This window comes from Pseudomonas sp. CVAP#3, from assembly GCF_018986375.1.
Lineage (GTDB): Bacteria > Pseudomonadota > Gammaproteobacteria > Pseudomonadales > Pseudomonadaceae > Aquipseudomonas > Aquipseudomonas helvetica.
Genome location: NZ_JAHMSC010000022.1, coordinates 53,043 through 70,410 on the forward strand (window position 1 = coordinate 53,043; position 17,368 = coordinate 70,410).

Annotated in this window: 16 protein-coding genes; 3 read left to right on the top strand and 13 right to left on the bottom strand. The window is 58.8% G+C overall.

What is annotated here, in order from left to right; genetic code table 11:
• Positions 1–460: 460 nt before the first annotated feature.
• The gene (locus KRR23_RS25940; protein WP_216744769.1) at positions 461–2,095 is read left to right on the top strand and encodes a glucan biosynthesis protein D; all 1,635 of its coding nucleotides are present in this window, start codon (positions 461–463) and stop codon (positions 2,093–2,095) included.
• Positions 2,096–2,145: 50 nt separating this feature from the next.
• Here the strand turns inward: KRR23_RS25940 and KRR23_RS25945 are convergent, their stop codons facing one another.
• The 3 genes from KRR23_RS25945 to KRR23_RS25955 all read right to left on the bottom strand — a co-directional run bounded on the left by KRR23_RS25945 (position 2,146) and on the right by KRR23_RS25955 (position 5,949).
• Positions 2,146–3,252, bottom strand: coding sequence for an NADH:flavin oxidoreductase/NADH oxidase (locus KRR23_RS25945; protein ID WP_216744770.1), 1,107 nt, complete (start codon positions 3,250–3,252; stop codon positions 2,146–2,148).
• Between the two features lie 378 nt (positions 3,253–3,630).
• Complete coding sequence (gene recJ / locus KRR23_RS25950; protein ID WP_216744771.1) at positions 3,631–5,340, bottom strand: single-stranded-DNA-specific exonuclease RecJ; 1,710 nt, start codon at positions 5,338–5,340, stop codon at positions 3,631–3,633.
• 66 nt (positions 5,341–5,406) lie between these two features.
• Positions 5,407–5,949 carry a YaeQ family protein gene (locus tag KRR23_RS25955; protein ID WP_054593842.1) on the bottom strand — a complete coding sequence of 181 codons (543 nt, stop codon included), beginning with the start codon at positions 5,947–5,949 and terminating at the stop codon, positions 5,407–5,409.
• 149 nt (positions 5,950–6,098) lie between these two features.
• Here KRR23_RS25955 and KRR23_RS25960 point away from each other — a divergent pair, with 149 nt between their 5' ends.
• A complete protein-coding gene (locus KRR23_RS25960; protein ID WP_216744772.1) occupies positions 6,099–7,298 on the top strand; it encodes a CaiB/BaiF CoA-transferase family protein in 1,200 nt (399 codons plus the stop codon).
• Positions 7,252–8,205, top strand: coding sequence for a TIGR02285 family protein (locus KRR23_RS25965; RefSeq protein ID WP_216744773.1), 954 nt, complete (start codon positions 7,252–7,254; stop codon positions 8,203–8,205). Before KRR23_RS25960 ends, KRR23_RS25965 begins: the two co-directional genes overlap by 47 nt.
• Before the next feature lie 167 nt (positions 8,206–8,372).
• On the opposite strand, the gene KRR23_RS25970 is transcribed toward KRR23_RS25965, so the two are convergent.
• The 10 genes from KRR23_RS25970 to rpsP all read right to left on the bottom strand — a co-directional run bounded on the left by KRR23_RS25970 (position 8,373) and on the right by rpsP (position 17,293).
• Positions 8,373–8,660, bottom strand: coding sequence for a DUF3509 domain-containing protein (locus tag KRR23_RS25970; RefSeq protein ID WP_216744774.1), 288 nt, complete (start codon positions 8,658–8,660; stop codon positions 8,373–8,375).
• A 184-nt stretch (positions 8,661–8,844) separates the two neighbouring features.
• On the bottom strand, positions 8,845–10,188 hold the full coding sequence (locus KRR23_RS25975; RefSeq protein WP_216744775.1) for a transporter substrate-binding domain-containing protein: 1,344 nt from the start codon (positions 10,186–10,188) through the stop codon (positions 8,845–8,847).
• Positions 10,189–10,306: 118 nt separating this feature from the next.
• Positions 10,307–11,716, bottom strand: a complete 1,410-nt coding sequence (thrC, locus tag KRR23_RS25980; RefSeq protein WP_216744776.1) for a threonine synthase — start codon at positions 11,714–11,716, stop codon at positions 10,307–10,309.
• Positions 11,717–11,782: 66 nt separating this feature from the next.
• On the bottom strand, positions 11,783–13,087 hold the full coding sequence (locus KRR23_RS25985; protein ID WP_216744777.1) for a homoserine dehydrogenase: 1,305 nt from the start codon (positions 13,085–13,087) through the stop codon (positions 11,783–11,785).
• 136 nt (positions 13,088–13,223) lie between these two features.
• Positions 13,224–13,955, bottom strand: coding sequence for a DsbC family protein (locus tag KRR23_RS25990; RefSeq protein WP_123580955.1), 732 nt, complete (start codon positions 13,953–13,955; stop codon positions 13,224–13,226).
• Between the two features lie 348 nt (positions 13,956–14,303).
• The gene (gene xerD, locus KRR23_RS25995) at positions 14,304–15,200 is read right to left on the bottom strand and encodes a site-specific tyrosine recombinase XerD (RefSeq protein ID WP_216744778.1); all 897 of its coding nucleotides are present in this window, start codon (positions 15,198–15,200) and stop codon (positions 14,304–14,306) included.
• Between the two features lie 145 nt (positions 15,201–15,345).
• Positions 15,346–15,696, bottom strand: coding sequence for a 50S ribosomal protein L19 (gene rplS / locus KRR23_RS26000; RefSeq protein ID WP_054593850.1), 351 nt, complete (start codon positions 15,694–15,696; stop codon positions 15,346–15,348).
• 45 nt (positions 15,697–15,741) lie between these two features.
• The gene (gene trmD / locus KRR23_RS26005; RefSeq protein ID WP_216744779.1) at positions 15,742–16,494 is read right to left on the bottom strand and encodes a tRNA (guanosine(37)-N1)-methyltransferase TrmD; all 753 of its coding nucleotides are present in this window, start codon (positions 16,492–16,494) and stop codon (positions 15,742–15,744) included.
• Positions 16,495–16,496: 2 nt separating this feature from the next.
• Positions 16,497–17,036, bottom strand: coding sequence for a ribosome maturation factor RimM (gene rimM / locus KRR23_RS26010; protein WP_054593851.1), 540 nt, complete (start codon positions 17,034–17,036; stop codon positions 16,497–16,499).
• A gap of 5 nt (positions 17,037–17,041) precedes the next feature.
• Positions 17,042–17,293, bottom strand: a complete 252-nt coding sequence (gene rpsP, locus KRR23_RS26015) for a 30S ribosomal protein S16 (protein ID WP_003209587.1) — start codon at positions 17,291–17,293, stop codon at positions 17,042–17,044.
• Positions 17,294–17,368 lie beyond the last annotated feature (75 nt).

Consider the following 17,368-nt stretch of genomic DNA (forward strand, 5'->3'; position numbering starts at 1 on the left):
CTGAAACTTCAGATACCTCATCGCCCTGCTCCTTCTTCAGCAGCGACCGGCACCTGCCAGACTGCTGCTGAACGTTTACCGGCCTCAAGGGCAAAGGCCGGTCATGAGCCTAAGAATAGGGACAATAAAAACGTTTGCGAGCTGTTTTTAGAGTAATTAGTCAAATAAATGAAAACGCTTATTTGAAACACTAAGTCGGTTTGAACGACAGCTGAATATCCTCGGGGGCCAGCTCATGCAGTTGCACGCCTGGCGTTGCGAGTAACACGCAGCCCTGGCACGGCCTGTGGGAATTTTCCAGGAAGCGCACACTAATCATTTTCGAGTTATTTCGAACGCTTTATCTTATTGGGCATCTGTTTAGAATCCGACGCGTTTGGCCGAAGGCTTGTCCGAACCACACATTTTGATCCAGAACGCAGCCAGGAACGCCGCGGGATCGTCCACCACAGGTTGTCCTATGCACCGCAGGAATTTGCTCAAAGCCTCCATGGCCATCGCTGCCTACACCGGCCTTTCGGCCACTGGATTGCTGGCCGCTCGGGCCTGGGCCGGGACGGCGGATGGCGAGGCCCAGACCTTCGACTTCGAGGCGTTGCAGGCACAAGCCAAGCAACTGGCCAGCAGTGGTTATGCCGACACCAAGCAGGTGTTGCCGCCGACGCTGGCGAACATGACGCCGCAGCAGTTCAACGCGATTCAGTACGACGCCAGACATTCGCTGTGGAATGACCTGAACGGGCAACTCGACGTGCAGTTCTTCCATGTCGGCATGGGCTTTAAGCAACCGGTGCGCATGTACAGCGTCGACCCCAAGACCCGTCAAGCGCGGGAAGTGCATTTCCACCCTTCGCTGTTCAATTACCAGAACTCCAACGTTGATACTGCGCAGCTCAAGGGTGACTTGGGTTTTGCCGGGTTCAAGCTGTTCAAGGCCCCGGAGCTGGATAAACACGACGTGGTGTCGTTCCTCGGCGCCAGCTACTTCCGCGCTGTGGATAACACTGGCCAGTACGGTTTGTCGGCCCGTGGCCTGGCGATCGACACCTACGCGAAGAAGCGCGAAGAATTTCCGGACTTCACCAAGTTCTGGTTCGAAACCCCGGACAAGGACAGCACCCGTTTCGTGGTCTATGCCCTGCTCGACTCACCGAGTGCCACCGGTGCCTACCGCTTTGACATTGACTGTCAGGCCAATCAGGTGGTGATGGCCATCGACGCGCACGTCAACGCGCGCACGGCCATCGAGCAACTCGGCATCGCGCCGATGACCAGCATGTTCAGCTGCGGTACTCACGAGCGGCGCATGTGCGACACCCTTCACCCGCAGATCCACGACTCGGATCGGCTGGCGATGTGGCGTGGCAATGGCGAGTGGATCTGCCGCCCGCTGAATAACCCGGCGACCCTGCAATTCAACGCCTTCGCCGACACGGACCCGAAAGGCTTTGGACTGGTGCAGACCGACCATGAATTCGACAGCTATCAGGACACCGTCGATTGGTACAGCAAGCGCCCGAGCCTGTGGGTCGAGCCGACCACTGCCTGGGGCGAAGGCTCTGTCGATCTGTTGGAAATTCCTACCACAGGCGAAACCCTGGACAACATCGTGGCCTTCTGGACCCCGAAAAAACCGGTGGCCGCAGGCGACTCGCTGAACTACGGCTACAAGCTCTATTGGAGTGCCCTGCCGCCGGTAGGCACGCCGCTGGCGCGGGTCAATGCCACGCGTTCGGGCATGGGCGGCTTCGTCGAAGGCTGGGCCCCCGGCGAGCACTATCCGAAAGTCTGGGCGCGGCGTTTTGCGGTCGACTTTACCGGCGGCGGACTGGATCGCTTGCCTGAAGGCACCGGCATCGAACCGGTGGTCACGGCGTCGAGCGGTCAGGTCAAGGATTTCAACGTGCTGGCGCTGGATGACATCAAAGGCTATCGAATCACCTTTGACTGGGTCCCGACCAATGACAGCGTGGCGCCGGTAGAACTGCGGTTGTTCATCCGCACCCATGACCGAACGTTGAGCGAAACCTGGCTGTACCAGTATTTCCCGCCAGCGCCGGACAAGCGCAAGTACCCGGATTGGCCTGCTGCTTAAAGGACTGATCGTTCCCACGCTCCCGCGTGGGAACGATCATGTAGCGTCACTCAGTCCCGCAAATCCGACTCATGAATCGGCTGATCGCGGCTTGTCGCCCGTTGATACTGCGCCGGCCAGATAGCTTTGCGACCACCCAGGTCATCGTCGGCGTGCAGTGGCCAATAGGGATCGCGCAACAGTTCGCGAGCCAGCAGGATAATGTCGGCCTGACAGGTGCGCAGAATGTGTTCGGCTTGCGCAGGTTCGGTAATCAATCCGACGGTGCCAGTGGCAATCCCTGACTCCTTGCGCACACGCTCGGCAAACCGCGTCTGATAGCCCGGCCCGGTCGGGATCTCCGCATTCGCCGCAGTGCCGCCTGATGACACGTCGATCAGATCGACCCCCAACGCTTTCAAGCGCCGCGCCAGTTCCACGGTTTCATCCGGGTTCCAGCCATCTTCGACCCAATCGGTAGCCGATACGCGAACGAACAATGGCAACTCTTCAGGCCAGACCGCACGCACCGCCTCGGTCACTTGCAGCACCAGACGAATGCGGTTTTCGAAAGACCCGCCGTACTGATCTCGGCGCTGATTGCTCAACGGTGACAAAAACTGATGCAGCAGATAGCCGTGAGCCGCATGCACTTCAACCACTTTGAAGCCTGCGGTCAGCGCACGCTTGGCCGACTCGACAAACGCCTGAATCACCTCGGCGATCTGCGCTTCGGTCAGTGGTGTGGGGGGGGTGTGTTGAGGGTCGAAGGCGATCGGCGAAGGGCCGACCGGGGTCCAGCCGCCATCCGCCGGTTTGACACTGCCATGTTTGCCCAGCCACGGCCGGTGGGTGCTGGCCTTGCGTCCGGCGTGGGCCAGTTGAATACCGGCAACGGCGCCTTGGGCGGTGATAAAGCGGGTGATGCGTTGCAGTGGTTCGATCTGTTCGTCGTTCCACAGGCCCAGGTCCTGAGCGGTGATCCGCCCCTCGGCGGTGACTGCCGTGGCTTCGGTAAATATCAGGCCGGCCCCACCCACGGCACGGCTACCGAGGTGGACCAGGTGCCAGTCATTGGCCAGTCCATCGACGCTGGAGTATTGGCACATCGGCGACACCGCGATGCGGTTGAGCAGGGTCAATTGACGAAGAGTATACGGTTCAAGCAGCAGACTCATGGGGCACCTCTCAAATCAGTGGGCAGGCTCCAGGGTTCTGTTTGAATAGTCGACGAGTGACAGGAAAGGATGCGGCACCCGCCCCCGCGGGTAAAAAATGGACAAAACGTCACAAGGCCAATCAAGCAGTGATTAGAGCCTAGTCGACATCGAGGGATCAGGGAGGGTTCAGGAAATGAAAGCACATAGTCTGAGTGCTACATCAAATCTGTGGCGAGGGAGCTTGCTCCCGCTGGGGCGCGGAGCGGCCCTAAATGCGTTTTGTCTGACGCATGTCGGTAAATGGTTTTACGACTGCTGCGCCCGAGCGCGGACCGACCGGCGGGAGCAAGCTCCCTCGCCACAAAAGCCTCATTGAAATTTCTGCTGGATCCGGGTTCAGCGCGGTTCGATATGGGCAATCATCAGCTGGACGGTTTCCTGGCCGCGGAACTCGTTGACGTCGAGCTTGTAGGCCAGTTCGACCCAGCGAATGGTCGGGTTCGGCCAGACGTCGCGGTCGATGCCAAACGCAATACCGTCGAGCTTCACCGAACCACATTCGCTTTTCAGCACCACCTTGAGGTGGCGTTCACCGACCACTCGCTGCTCGACCAACTGGAACACCCCGTGAAACAGCGGCTCAGGGAAGTGTTGGCCCCAGGGACCGGCATGGCGCAGGGCGCGGGCCAGTTCCAGGTGAAACTCTTCGACCGCCAGGGTGCCGTCCGACAGCAATCGCCCGGTCAGGTCCTCTTCACGCATTTGCCGGCGAACTTCAGCGTCGAAGGCCTCGGCGAACAGTGGAAAATTCGCTTCCGGTAACGTCAGGCCCGCCGCCATGGCGTGACCACCGTACTTGCTGATCAGTGTCGGATGTTGCGCCGCCACCACACTCAAGGCGTCACGAATATGAAAGCCCTGCACGGAACGCCCCGAGCCCTTGAGCATGCCGTCGCCTGCATCGGCAAAGGCGATGGTCGGACGGAAATAACGCTCTTTCATACGCGAAGCAAGGATTCCGATGACACCCTGGTGCCACTCGGGGTCAAACAGGCACAAGCCGAACGGCATCGACTCCAGCGGCAAGTCCTTGAGCTGGGCCAATGCTTCGCGCTGCATGCCCTGCTCGATGGATTTGCGGTCCTGATTCATGCCGTCCAGTTGCGCGGCCATTTCCCGGGCCAGCGCCACGTCTTCGGTGAGCAGGCATTCGATGCCCAGGCTCATGTCGTCCAGACGCCCCGCCGCGTTCAGGCGTGGGCCGAGGATGAACCCCAGGTCGGTCGAAGTGATACGCGAGTGATCACGCTTGGCCACCTCTAGAATCGCCTTGATGCCCGGCCGAGCCCGACCGGCGCGAATCCGCTCCAGGCCCTGATGCACCAGGATCCGGTTGTTGGCATCCAGTGGCACCACGTCGGCGACGCTGCCCAGCGCCACCAGATCCAGCAACTCACCGATGTTCGGCTGCGGCCTGCTCTCGTACCAGCCCAGGCTGCGCAAGCGTGCACGCAACGCCATCAGCACATAGAAAATCACCCCGACCCCGGCCAGTGCCTTGCTCGGAAATTCACAACCGGGTTGGTTCGGATTGACGATGGCATCGGCCAACGGCAGCTCGTCACCGGGCAAGTGGTGGTCGGTGACCAAAACCTTGAGCCCGGCCTTTTTCGCCGCCGTCACGCCCTCGACGCTGGAAATGCCGTTGTCCACGGTGATCAGCAGTTGTGGCTCGCGCTGCAACGCCACCGCGACGATTTCCGGAGTCAGGCCGTAGCCGTACTCGAAGCGGTTGGGCACCAGATAATCGACGTGAGCCGCGCCCAGCAGGCGCAGTCCCAACAGGCCGACGGTGCTCGCAGTGGCGCCATCGGCATCGAAGTCGCCAACGATCAGAATCCGCTGACGCTGCTCCAGCGCCACCACCAGCAAGTCCACCGCCGCCTCGATACCCTTGAGCTGTTGATACGGGATCAAGCGCGCCAGGCTCTTGTCCAGTTCCGCCTCGGACTGCACGCCCCGCGCCGCGTATAAACGGGTCAGCAGGGGTGGAATATCACCGAGGAATGGCAGGGTGTCGGGCAATAGGCGAGGTTCGATGCGCATGGGGTGACAGGTGCTTCTCTTGAATACGTAGGATAAAACCGGGTGATGCGATCCTGCGGCGAAAAATCAGCCGCGCTCGCCGGCCAACCATTGCAGCTGGACTTCGTGTTGACCACGGTCGTCGGTGACGAAGATCGTCCCTTCGCTGATCATCACGTCCCACTTGATAACGCGGGGCATGTCCTTGGCCAGGGTTTCCAGGACTTCCTGAGGAACCGCGGCAATGTTGACGTTTTTCAGGTTTTTGACTGCTGGCACCACTTTGCCTTCCCAAACGCGCAGGCTGCCGTAGGCCAACAGGCTGGTGCGTTCGGTACGACGCGAGCACCAGGTCAGGCGATCGGCATCTGGCTGGCCGACTTCGATCCAGTGCAGAACGCGGTCATCCAGGCTCTTTTCCCACAGGGCCGGCTCGTCCACTTCCGACAGACCACGGCCAAAGGACAGCTGCTCGTTGTACCAGAGGGCGTAGGCCAACAGCCGCACGGTCATGCGCTCTTCGGTTTCCGAAGGGTGGCGGGCGATGGTCTGCTTGACGCTCTCGTACACGCTGCGGTCGAGGTCGGTAAGGTTCAGTTCAAACTTGTAGGTCGTGGACGGCTGGGCCATGAACGGGCTTCTTGATACGAGGAAAGGCGGCAAGTCTAACCGATGCCAGGGTCAATCAACGAATCATGACCGCTATCAAGCGTGGGCGATGAGGCTCGGGCTATGCTAAAACGCTGTATTGATTCAGTCTTTGTCCTACAGGATTACCCATGCCGCTCACTGCCAAACCACTTGCCGGCCTGAAAATCATCGAACTCGGTACTTTGATCGCTGGCCCCTTCGCCTCGCGTATTTGTGCCGAGTTCGGCGCCGAAGTGATCAAGATCGAATCTCCGGATGGCGGTGACCCGTTGCGCAAGTGGCGCAAACTCTACGAGGGCACTTCGCTGTGGTGGTTCGTCCAGGCGCGCAACAAGAAGTCCCTGACGCTGAACCTCAAGCACCCCGACGGCCTGGCAATCCTCAAGCAGTTGCTCGGCGAAGCCGACATCCTGATCGAAAACTTCCGCCCCGGCGTGCTGGAAAAACTCGGCCTGGGTTGGGACGTTCTGCATGCGCTGAACCCGAAACTGGTGATGGTCCGTCTGTCGGGCTTTGGGCAAACCGGGCCGATGAAAGATCAACCGGGCTTCGGTGCAGTCGGCGAATCCATGGGCGGTTTGCGTTACATCACCGGGTTCGAGGATCGACCGCCGGTGCGCACCGGAATTTCCATCGGTGACTCGATTGCCGCGCTCTGGGGCGTGATCGGTGCGCTGATGGCCTTGCGTCACCGTGAGGTCAACGGTGGTCAGGGGCAAGTGGTGGACGTGGCGTTGTACGAAGCGATCTTCGCCATGATGGAAAGCATGGTCCCGGAATTCGATGTGTTCGGGTTTATCCGCGAGCGCACCGGCAACATCATGCCCGGCATCACGCCCTCCTCCATCCACACCAGCGCCGACGGCAAACACGTGCAGATCGGCGCCAATGGCGATGCGATCTTCAAGCGCTTCATGCAGACCATTGGCCGCGACGACCTGGCCAACGATCCAGCGCTTGCCAGCAACGATGGCCGCGATAGCCGTCGCGATGAGCTGTATGGGGTCATTGATCGCTGGGTCAGTTCGTTGCCGCTGGATGCGGTGATCGAGCAGTTGAACCTGGCCGAAGTGCCGGCCAGCCGGATCTTCAGCGCCGAAGACATGTTCAGCGACCCACAATTTCTTGCCCGGGAAATGTTCCTGCAAGCCAAGCTGCCCGATGGAAAAGACTTCAAGATGCCGGGCATCGTGCCGAAACTCTCGGAAACACCGGGCGCTTGCGAATGGGTTGGCGCGCAGCTCGGTGAACATAACGTGCAGGTGTTGAGCGAGCTTGGCTATGACGTGGAACAGATCGCGCAACTGCGTGCAGATGGGGCTATCTAAACTGCAAGGGTTGTCAGCCATTCGCAGATGCGCGGCGCAGTACCTGCGTGTGCTGGGTTTCGGCACAACGCTATCATGTCTGCTGGCAATCCCCTCGGCCGCTCAAGCCAAGGACACGTTGATCTGGTTGCTGCGCGATCTGCCGCCGCTGACGATTGTCGACGGGCCGCAAAAATACCAGGGCGTGATCGACCGGTATTTACCGCAATTGATCGCCAGCATGCCCGAGTACCAACACACAACCTTTCAGGTCAACCGTGCGCGCGGCATGCAAATGCTCCTGGAACCCAGCTTCACCTGCGACCCTTCGCTGCTGTGGAGCGCGGAACGGGAGAAACGGATCGTCTATTCCATCGCGGCCTATCGAGTCCCTGGCAACGGCATTGTTATACGCCATGCGGACCGCGAAGCGCTTGCGCCCTTCATCACCGGCAACAGCGTCGATCTGGAGCGATTGCTGGCGCATCAGGACAAGAAACTGGGAGTGATCGCCGAACGCAGCTACGGTCAGGTCGTTGACCGCCTGCTGCAACAGGCACCGAGCAACAGCCTGGCAGCCCATTACGGTAACGATGCCCTTGGCAGCCTGCTGCAAATGCAGCGCCTGGGTCGTTTGACCGCCCTGCTGGGGTACTGGTCGGAAATTCGTTATCAGGCGCAACAGCAAGGCATATCGCTCGACGAGCTGGAGTTCTTCCCGATTCGCGGCACGGACAAGTACCAGTCGATTCATATTGCTTGCTCGGATACCGAGCAGGGCCGTCAGGCCATCACTCACATCAACAAAATATTGCGCGGACCGGGGCAGATCAGGCTGGTCGAGCTTTACGCCCAATGGCTCGACCCGAAAATGCGCAACGAGTATCTGGAAGACGCCAAACGGTTTTTCCAGAATGAGACACCCTGACCAAACGCCAGGCAAAAGAAACCCCGAGAAGTGGGGAGACGACTCGGGGTTAAACGTGGCCTACAAAGACCCGCCCAACAAGCGACAAGCACCGGAGCACAATGCTCGCTCTTGTTGATACAGGGTCTGACTAACCTGATTGCGCGAAGGTTCCCGCAAAAAACAAATCAGCTTCTGCCAGCCAGATGCTTGTCTTGCGCAACATTGCGCAGAGCCGCAATCACGCTGGGCTCAAGCCGTCCTTCGGCGATCAACAAGTCGCGGTGCAAGCCGTCGACAACATCTGTCAGCAACCGTTTATCCGTGAACTGCGCCTGATTGAACTCACGCTCGACCACGATAGCGCCAGCGGTACTCTGCAATGTCACCAGGCATTCGCCATGGGTACCTGACGGGGTCAGTGTTACCTGATACGGGCTCAATGCCTCACCCAGCAATAGGCTGATACTTTCCATCTCGATCACCATTCAATAGTCCGAAAACAAAGTGCCAAGGGCGTGGTAAATGACCACTGGCCCGAGAAGAAAGTTCTGAACTCGACTGACGGTATGTCGCTTTTACCCTGAGTCTTCAGAGCATGCATGGGAAAGATGACAAGAAAAAAACAGCAGGTTAACAGCGTCAGTCAGACACATAACGCTACCGACCATGGGTATCGGTCCAGCCGCCCACGACACCACGCAGCAAACCTTCGGCGCTATAAAACGGCACCGTCCACTGATAAACATCCCTTACACCACTGTTGAACGTCAGTTGGCGCTCGGTAAACCGGTTTTTCCGACTGCTGAGTTGATCCATGATTTCCGCGTGCAGAAGCTCGGCCGTCGAGGCAGGCAAAACGTCGACCTCTGTCAGGCGTTTTCCCTGCATCTGGTCGAAGCGGGTCGACAAGTGTTCTTCATAGCTCTTGTTGCACATGATCAACCGCCCCTCCAGATCCCGTACAAACACCGGATCGGGCATGGCATCCATCAAGGCATGCTGGAACGCCAATTGATCACCAAGCCCTTGCTCGGCTTTCAGTCGCTGCTTGATCTGCATGCTCAGCCGCTGGTTCCACAGCAGTGAAATCAGCCCGAACAGACTCGCGAAAAATACTCCCCAGCAACCCCACTGGTAAAACCGCTGCCACGGCGAGGGTGGATGACTGGGTACTACGCCGCTGAGCCACTTGGAACGAATGGCTCGCAACTCCGCCGGAGGAAAAGCCTCGAGCGCCTTGTTGAGAATGCTCAACAGCTGTGGCTGCCCTTTGCGCAGGGCGAGATGGTCGGCCTCCCACATACCTTCGATACTGGGGCCGATCGCCAGCCGGCCTGCAGGGTACAGGTGGGCGCCCGTTTCATTTTCAATGGTGACGTCGGCTTCGCCGCTTTCGACCAAAGCGCGTGCCTCGGCGTAGGTTTTCACCGAGCGCAGCTCGATCTGCGGATAGTCACGGCGGATGCCGGCCTCCAGCGCATGCCTGGCCGGTAGCGCCAGAACCTTACCCGAAAGGTCCTCTAACGAATCGACCGAAGCAGCTCCGGCCCGCCCGACGAACACCCAGCCAGCCCCGCCAAAGGCATGGCTGAAATCCAGAAAGCCTTTGCGTTCATCGTTCACCGACAGTGTCGTGTTCATGTCCGCCCTGCCACTTTCCAGCAGTCCGAGCAGGTGTTCGGTCGAGAACGACTCTTCATGAACAAACTCCAGCCCGGTCATCCGCGAAAGACGCTGGAGAATGTCGTTGTTCAGACCGCTCCATTGACCGTGCTCATCCTTGAACAAGTACAGCGGGAACTGCACCGACGCGACAATCACTCGCCGGTGCTCGGCAATCCATTTGAGCTCGTGAGCCTCAAGCTTGAGAGTGTCATGACTGTCGGCAGACCTTACGTCCAAAGCACCGAGTTGAGCCGCCAATGCACAATGCCCAAGCCCCATGGCACTCAATAAAAACATCCAGCACAAAGCCGGCTTTAATCCATTAAAAAACCACATGCCCACTTCCTTCACGTCCACTCACCCATCCTTGAGGGGCGAAACGACGACAAGTGTGCCATGCAGAAATGAGAAAGCCCGTCAGGAGACGGGCTTCAAAATGTGACAGGTTTTCCGGTCAGAGTGGCTTGCCGCGGTTGCCATGCTGACTGACAAAGGCCTGCACGGCTTTCAGGTCGTTTGGCAAAACTGTGCAACGCTCATCTCGCTCAAACAAATCAGAAAGATGGGCAGGCAGCTCAAGCGCTTTTCCTACGCCGGCTTTTTCGACGGCTTCAGGGAATTTGACCGGATGGGCCGTTCCCAGAATCACCATCGGAATATCCAGGCTACGACGGCACTCACGCGCAGCCTTGACGCCGATGGCCGTATGCGGATCGAGCAGCTCACCGGTTTGTGCGAAAACTTCAGCGATGGTCTCGCAGGTTTGCGCATCATCCACGGCCAGCGAGTCGAAAAGCTTGCGCGCTTCGGTCCAGCGCTCTTGCTCGACGCTGAAACCGCCACCTTGCTTGAAGGTGTCCATCAGGCCGGCTATCGCGGCACCGTTGCGACCGTGCAGATCGAACAGCAGGCGCTCGAAGTTCGACGAGACCATGATGTCCATCGATGGCGACAGTGTCGCGTGCAGGGTTTCCTTGACGTACTGGTTGCCGCTCATGAAGCGGTGCAGGATGTCGTTGCGGTTGGTGGCGACGATCAACTGATTGATCGGCAGGCCCATGTTGCGTGCCAGGTAACCGGCGAAGATGTCGCCGAAGTTGCCGGTTGGCACCGAGAACGACACCGAACGCGCCGGGCCGCCCAACTGCAGGGCTGCGTGGAAGTAGTAGACGATCTGGGCCATGATCCGCGCCCAGTTGATCGAGTTCACCGCCACCAGACGCGTGCCTTTGAGGAAGCTCTGGTCGGCGAAGCTCGCCTTGACCATTTCCTGGCAGTCATCGAAGTTGCCTTCGATGGCGATGTTGTGGATGTTCTCGCCGAAGATGGTGGTCATCTGCCGACGCTGCACTTCGGACACGCGGTTGTGGGGGTGCAGGATGAAGATGTCGACGTTTTCGCAGTGCTTGCAGCCTTCGATGGCGGCCGAACCGGTATCGCCCGAAGTGGCGCCGACAATCACTACGCGCTCACCGCGTTTTTCCAGCACGTAGTCGAGCAGACGACCGAGCAATTGCAGGGCGAAGTCCTTGAACGCCAGGGTCGGGCCGTGAAACAGTTCCAGCACCCATTCGTTGCTGTTCAGCTGACGCAACGGTGCCACGGCGCTGTGAGAGAACACGCCGTACGTTTCTTCGAGGATTTTCTTGAAGTCGGCATCCGGGATGCTGCCGGTAACAAACGGGCGCATCACCCGGAAAGCCAGCTCGTGATACGGCAGGCCGGCCCAGGAAGCAATTTCCTCCTGGGTGAAACGTGGCAGGTTTTCCGGCACGTACAGGCCGCCGTCACTGGCCAGACCTGCCAGCAGCACGTCTTCGAAATTCAGGGCCGGTGCCTGGCCGCGGGTACTGATATAACGCATGACTGGCTCCACTATTCAGAGTTCGCAAACCCGGGCTCGCGCACGAGCCCGGTGAACAATAACGACTTAGTTCAGGTGCTCGACGCGGATCCGCACCACCGGACCGACCACGTCCGCCAGGGCCTCTAGGGCGGCGATCGCATCGTTCATGTGCTGCTCCAGCACACGGTGGGTCAGCAGGATCATCGGCACCAGGCCGTCGTGTTCTTCGACTTCCTTTTGCATGATCGATTCGATGTTGATACCACGCTCCGACAGGATGCTCGCGACCTGAGCCAGCACGCCCGGATGGTCCTTGGCCTGGATGCGCAAGTAGTAAGCGCTTTCGCAGGCTTCGATCGGCAGGATCGGGTGAGCCGACAGCGAATCCGGCTGGAACGCCAGGTGCGGTACGCGGTTTTCCGGGTCGCAGGTCATGGCGCGAACCACATCCACCAGGTCGGCGATGACCGACGAAGCGGTCGGCTCCATACCGGCACCCGCCCCGTAGAACAGGGTCGAACCAGCAGCGTCGCCGTTGACCATCACCGCGTTCATCACGCCGTTGACGTTGGCGATCAGGCGATCGGCCGGGATCAGCGTCGGGTGCACACGCAACTCGATGCCGGCAGCGGTGCTACGCGCCACGCCCAGATGCTTGATGCGATAGCCCAGCGCTTCGGCGTAGTTCACGTCAGCGGTGGTCAGCTTGGTGATGCCTTCGGTGTAGGCCTTGTCGAATTGCAGCGGGATACCGAACGCGATCGATGCCAGGATCGTCAGCTTGTGCGCCGCGTCGATGCCTTCGACGTCGAAGGTTGGATCGGCCTCGGCGTAACCCAGGGCTTGCGCCTCGGCGAGCACGTCTTCGAAGGTCCGGCCTTTCTCACGCATTTCGGTGAGGATGAAGTTGCCAGTGCCGTTGATGATCCCGGCGACCCAGTTGATGCGGTTGGCCGACAGGCCTTCACGAATCGCCTTGATCACCGGAATGCCACCGGCTACCGCGGCTTCGAACGCGACGATCACGCCTTTCTCGCGGGCCTTGGCGAAAATTTCATTACCGTGAACGGCAATCAGTGCCTTGTTCGCGGTGACCACATGCTTGCCATTCTCGATGGCTTTGAGTACCAGCTCGCGGGCAACGGTGTAGCCGCCCATCAGCTCTATAACGATGTCGATCTCAGGGTTCGTGGCCACTTCGAAGACATCGTTGGTAATCGCAATACCGGTCGTCTGGAACTGAGGCTTTGGCGTGCGCATGGCAATTTGTGCCACTTCGATTCCACGCCCGGCACGACGAGCAATTTCCTCGGCGTTGCGCTGAAGTACGTTGAAGGTACCGCCACCGACGGTCCCTAACCCACAGATGCCTACTTTGACCGGTTTCACTGTGAACTCCCCATAAAACGGCCGACTCAAGGTCGGCCGTGGAAAACAGCCGCACCACGTGCGGCTCTCTATTAATGGAACGTCGACTGCTGTCGCCGCTCCATGATCGTCAAAGGCTTACCGTGACGACGCAGGATTATTTCGCACCCAGTGCCAGTTTGGCGACTTGTGGTGCTGGCTGGTAGCCCGGAATCACTTGGCCATCGGCCAAAACGATAGCCGGTGTACCGTTCACGCCGATCGACTGGCCCAGGGCGAACTGCTTGGAAACCGGGTTGGCGCACTTGGCAGCCTTGATTTCCTTGCCATCGACCATTTTGTCCATCGCCGCTTTTTTGTCAGCAGAGCACCACACGGCTTGCAGTTGCTCATCACCCGGCGAGCCGAGGCCCTGGCGTGGGAAAGCAACATAACGCACTTCGATGCCCATTTTGTTCAATGCTGGCACTTCGGCGTGCAATTTGTGGCAGTACGGGCAGGTGGTGTCGGTGAACACGGTTATGTGGGTCTTGGTTTCGCCAATCGCCGGGTAAACCACGGTTTCAGCCACCGGAATGCCGTTGATCAGTTTGGAGATCCCCAGACGCTCGGCCTTCTCGGTCAGGTTGACCGGTTTGCCGTCCTTGAGCTGGAACACATAGCCCTGAACGATGTACTGGCCGTCGGCGCTCGCGTACAGCACGCGACTACCCTTGAGTTTGACTTCATAGAGACCGGCCAGCGGACTGGCACTGATGGACTCGATCGGGGTGTCGAGCTGGAGGGTTTCCAGGCTTTTACGAATGGCTTTATCAGCCGCATCATCGGCGATGGCAAAGGTGCTGACCAACGCAATGGCTGCGGCGGCGAAAATCTGGGTCAGACGCATGAGAACTCCTGAAGGCGGGCAAATGGGTCGGCTAGAACGCCGGTACTGAAACACCGGGTCATAACCGCCCATCGTGCAAACCCGCAAAGCCTACCACATAAGGCCCGCGTGGCCGACTGTGGCTGATGTATGACTATATGCAAAGCTCAACTGCGATGAGGTTTGCCCATTTTGAAGTCCAGAATCCTTGTGGCGAGGGGGCTTGCCCCCGTTCGGCTGCGCAGCAGTCGTAAACCGGCTGCAGCGATTTGTCTGAATAACCGTAGCTCTCAGTTTTAGGGCCGCTTCGCGACCCAACGGGGGCAAGCCCCCTCGCCACAAAAGGCGCCCTTGACCACCGGTGTTCCGCTAGCCGCGTGGGTGGTGTTTGGCGTGCAGGTCTTGCAAACGGGCACGCGCAACGTGGGTATAGATCTGGGTGGTCGAGAGGTCGCTATGGCCGAGCAACATCTGCACCACCCGCAAATCGGCGCCATGGTTGAGCAAATGCGTGGCGAAGGCGTGGCGCAAGGTATGCGGCGACAGGGACTTGCCGATCCCGGCGACTTTGGCCTGATGCTTGATGCGATGCCAGAAGGTCTGGCGGGTCATCTGCTCGCCACGCAGGCTCGGAAACAGCACATCGCTGGGCCGTCCGCCCAGCAACTCGCTACGCGCATCACGCAGGTAGCGCTCGACCCAGACAATCGCCTCCTCGCCCATCGGCACCAGTCGCTCCTTGCTGCCCTTGCCCATGACGCGAAGTACGCCCTGACGCAGATTGATCTGCTCCAGCGTCAGGCTGATCAGCTCGGTAACCCGCAAGCCGCAGGCATACAGCACTTCCAGCATGGCGCGATCGCGCTGGCCGATTGCTTCGCTCAGGTCCGGCGCGGCGAGCAAGGCTTCCACGTCCGCTTCCGACAACGACTTGGGCAATGGCCGGCCGAGTTGCGGCATGTCGACGCGCAATGTCGGGTCGACGGCAATCAGCTTTTCACGCAGCAAATAGCGATAGAACCCACGCACACCCGAAAGAAACCGCGCAGTAGACCGGGGTTTGTAGTTTTGCTCGAGGCGCCAGGCCAGATGATCGAGGATCAGCTCGCGCCCGGCGTTGAGCAGTTCCAGGCCCTTCTCCTGCAACCAGCCGTTGAACAGGGCCAGGTCGCTGCGATAGGCGTCACGGGTGTTATCGGACAGGCCCTTCTCCAACCACAGGGCGTCGAGAAACTGGTCTATCAGTGGGTGATCAATGGCAGGCATAAAGGCTCAAGCAAGACAGATAACAACGAACAGTCTTTCATAGCACGACCGCTCGCGAAACCACTGCACTTTCAGGGAGAGGAATAAATCACGGGCAACAAAAAAGCAGCCCGTAGGCTGCTTTTTTCTGCATCGGAAGCTGGACTTAAACCAGTTTTTCCTTGATGCGAGCTGCTTTACCCGACAGGTCACGCAGGTAGTACAGCTTGGCTTTACGTACATCACCGCGACGCTTGACAGCCATGCTGTCGATTTGCGGGCTGTAGGTCTGGAAAGTACGCTCTACGCCAACACCGTTGGAGATTTTACGAACAGTGAAAGCACTGTTCACACCACGGTTACGCTTGGCGATTACTACGCCTTCGAACGCTTGCAGACGCGAACGGTCGCCTTCCTTCACTTTCACCTGAACGACAATGGTGTCGCCCGGGGCAAAGGTAGGGATCTCTTTGGTCATCTGCTCTGCTTCGAGTGCAAGGATGATTTTGTTAGTCATGCTGTGCTCCTAAGGTAAATCGTCGGATCTACCATCGATACGTTGTTAACTATCGTCCCGCTCGCGGATGTATTCCTCGAGCAGCTTCTTCTCTTCTCCAGAAAGCGAGCGGCTTTCCAGAAGATCGGCGCGTCGTTCAAAGGTCCTACCAAGGGACTGCTGTAAACGCCAACGCCGGATATGCGCGTGATTGCCACTCAGCAACACGTCGGGAACACGCTGATCCGCATACACCTCAGGTCGGGTGTAGTGCGGGCAATCCAGCAAACCATCCGTAAAGGAATCTTCCTCGGCGGAGTCCGCATGCCCTAAAGCTCCAGGCAGCAGTCGTGTAACCGCATCGATCAGGACCATCGCCGGCAGCTCGCCGCCAGACAGTACATAGTCGCCAATCGACCACTCTTCATCGACATGAGCGTCAATAAAACGCTCGTCAATGCCTTCATAGCGGCCGGCAATCAGGATTAATGCTTCCTCATTCGCCAACTCGCGTACCGCCGACTGAGTCAGTTGACGGCCTTGGGGCGACAGGTAAATTACCTTCGCCGCCTCCCCGGCTGCTGCCTTGGCCTGAACCAGAGCATCTTCCAGGGGCTTGATCTTCATCACCATGCCCGGACCACCGCCAAATGGGCGATCATCCACAGTGTGATGTCGATCCGTTGTGTAGTCTCGCGGATTCCAACAGGTCAGCTGCAAGAGCCCCTGTTTCACCGCACGACTGGTGATGCCGTAGTCGCTGATGGCGGAAAACATCTCGGGAAACAAACTGATCACTTCGACGCGCAAGCTAGCCACGCTTAGAAGTCCGCGTCCCAATCCACCTTCATCTCGCCCGCTGCGAGGTCGACGGCCAACACGCATTGCTCCGTATAGGGCAACAGGCGTTCGCGATCATCCAGGCTGCCAGCGCAAGGCTTGACCACCATGACATCGTTCGAGCCAGTCTCCAGCAGGTGATCGATCTTCCCGAGCAATTGCCCGAGGTGGTCGATGACCTTCAGACCTTCCAGCTGGTACCAGTAGTACTCGCCGTCGGTCAGATCAGGAAACAGGTTACGCGGCACGCAGATTTCAAAACCGGCCAGAAGACGAGCTTCTTCGCGGTCATCGAGACCTTTGAGCTTTGTGACCAGAAACTTGCCGCCTTGTACGCGGCCGCTGACCAGCTCTACCTGCCGTACATCGCCTTCGCGCTTGAGCGTCCAGGTTTTGTAGTCCAACAGGTTTCCAATCGGATCAGTAAAGGAAAAGACCTTCACTTCGCCGCGAACGCCATGAATAGAATAAATCTTGCCGATAACGATCAAATCATCAGCGATTGCTGGCGTCGCGTTCATATCGCTCAGGCCGCAGCCTTAGAAGCGTCCTTCAGCAACTGAGCAACACGCTCAGAAGGTTGTGCACCAACGCTCAGCCAGTAGGCTACGCGCTCTTGGTTCACGGACAGGCGGACTTCTTGACCACGAGCGATCGGGTTGAAGAAACCAACTTGTTCTTTGTGCGAACCGTCGCGTGGGTTGCGGCTGTCGGTCACGGTCAAGTGGTAAAACGGGCGCTTTTTGGAGCCGCCAAGGGCAAGACGGATTGTTAGCATGTGAACATAGTTCCTGTAGTCGGTGCTGCAAATCTAAATGCACAGCGGGCATAGGTGCCCGAAAGGCCGCATATT

Excerpts from the sequence above, each read along its gene's own strand:
- rplS (WP_054593850.1), bottom strand. The coding sequence starts at position 15,696 with ATGACTAACAAAATCATCCTTGCACTCGAAGCAGAGCAGATGACCAAA.
- rpsP (WP_003209587.1), bottom strand. The coding sequence starts at position 17,293 with ATGCTAACAATCCGTCTTGCCCTTGGCGGCTCCAAAAAGCGCCCGTTT.
- KRR23_RS25990 (WP_123580955.1), bottom strand. The coding sequence starts at position 13,955 with ATGCGTCTGACCCAGATTTTCGCCGCCGCAGCCATTGCGTTGGTCAGC.
- KRR23_RS25965 (WP_216744773.1), top strand. The coding sequence starts at position 7,252 with ATGACGTGGAACAGATCGCGCAACTGCGTGCAGATGGGGCTATCTAAA.
- KRR23_RS25960 (WP_216744772.1), top strand. The coding sequence starts at position 6,099 with ATGCCGCTCACTGCCAAACCACTTGCCGGCCTGAAAATCATCGAACTC.
- KRR23_RS25975 (WP_216744775.1), bottom strand. The coding sequence starts at position 10,188 with ATGTGGTTTTTTAATGGATTAAAGCCGGCTTTGTGCTGGATGTTTTTA.
- KRR23_RS25955 (WP_054593842.1), bottom strand. The coding sequence starts at position 5,949 with ATGGCCCAGCCGTCCACGACCTACAAGTTTGAACTGAACCTTACCGAC.
- KRR23_RS25970 (WP_216744774.1), bottom strand. The coding sequence starts at position 8,660 with ATGGAAAGTATCAGCCTATTGCTGGGTGAGGCATTGAGCCCGTATCAG.
- recJ (WP_216744771.1), bottom strand. The coding sequence starts at position 5,340 with ATGCGCATCGAACCTCGCCTATTGCCCGACACCCTGCCATTCCTCGGT.
- KRR23_RS25940 (WP_216744769.1), top strand. The coding sequence starts at position 461 with ATGCACCGCAGGAATTTGCTCAAAGCCTCCATGGCCATCGCTGCCTAC.
- rimM (WP_054593851.1), bottom strand. The coding sequence starts at position 17,036 with ATGAACGCGACGCCAGCAATCGCTGATGATTTGATCGTTATCGGCAAG.
- KRR23_RS25945 (WP_216744770.1), bottom strand. The coding sequence starts at position 3,252 with ATGAGTCTGCTGCTTGAACCGTATACTCTTCGTCAATTGACCCTGCTC.
- xerD (WP_216744778.1), bottom strand. The coding sequence starts at position 15,200 with ATGCCTGCCATTGATCACCCACTGATAGACCAGTTTCTCGACGCCCTG.
- thrC (WP_216744776.1), bottom strand. The coding sequence starts at position 11,716 with ATGCGTTATATCAGTACCCGCGGCCAGGCACCGGCCCTGAATTTCGAA.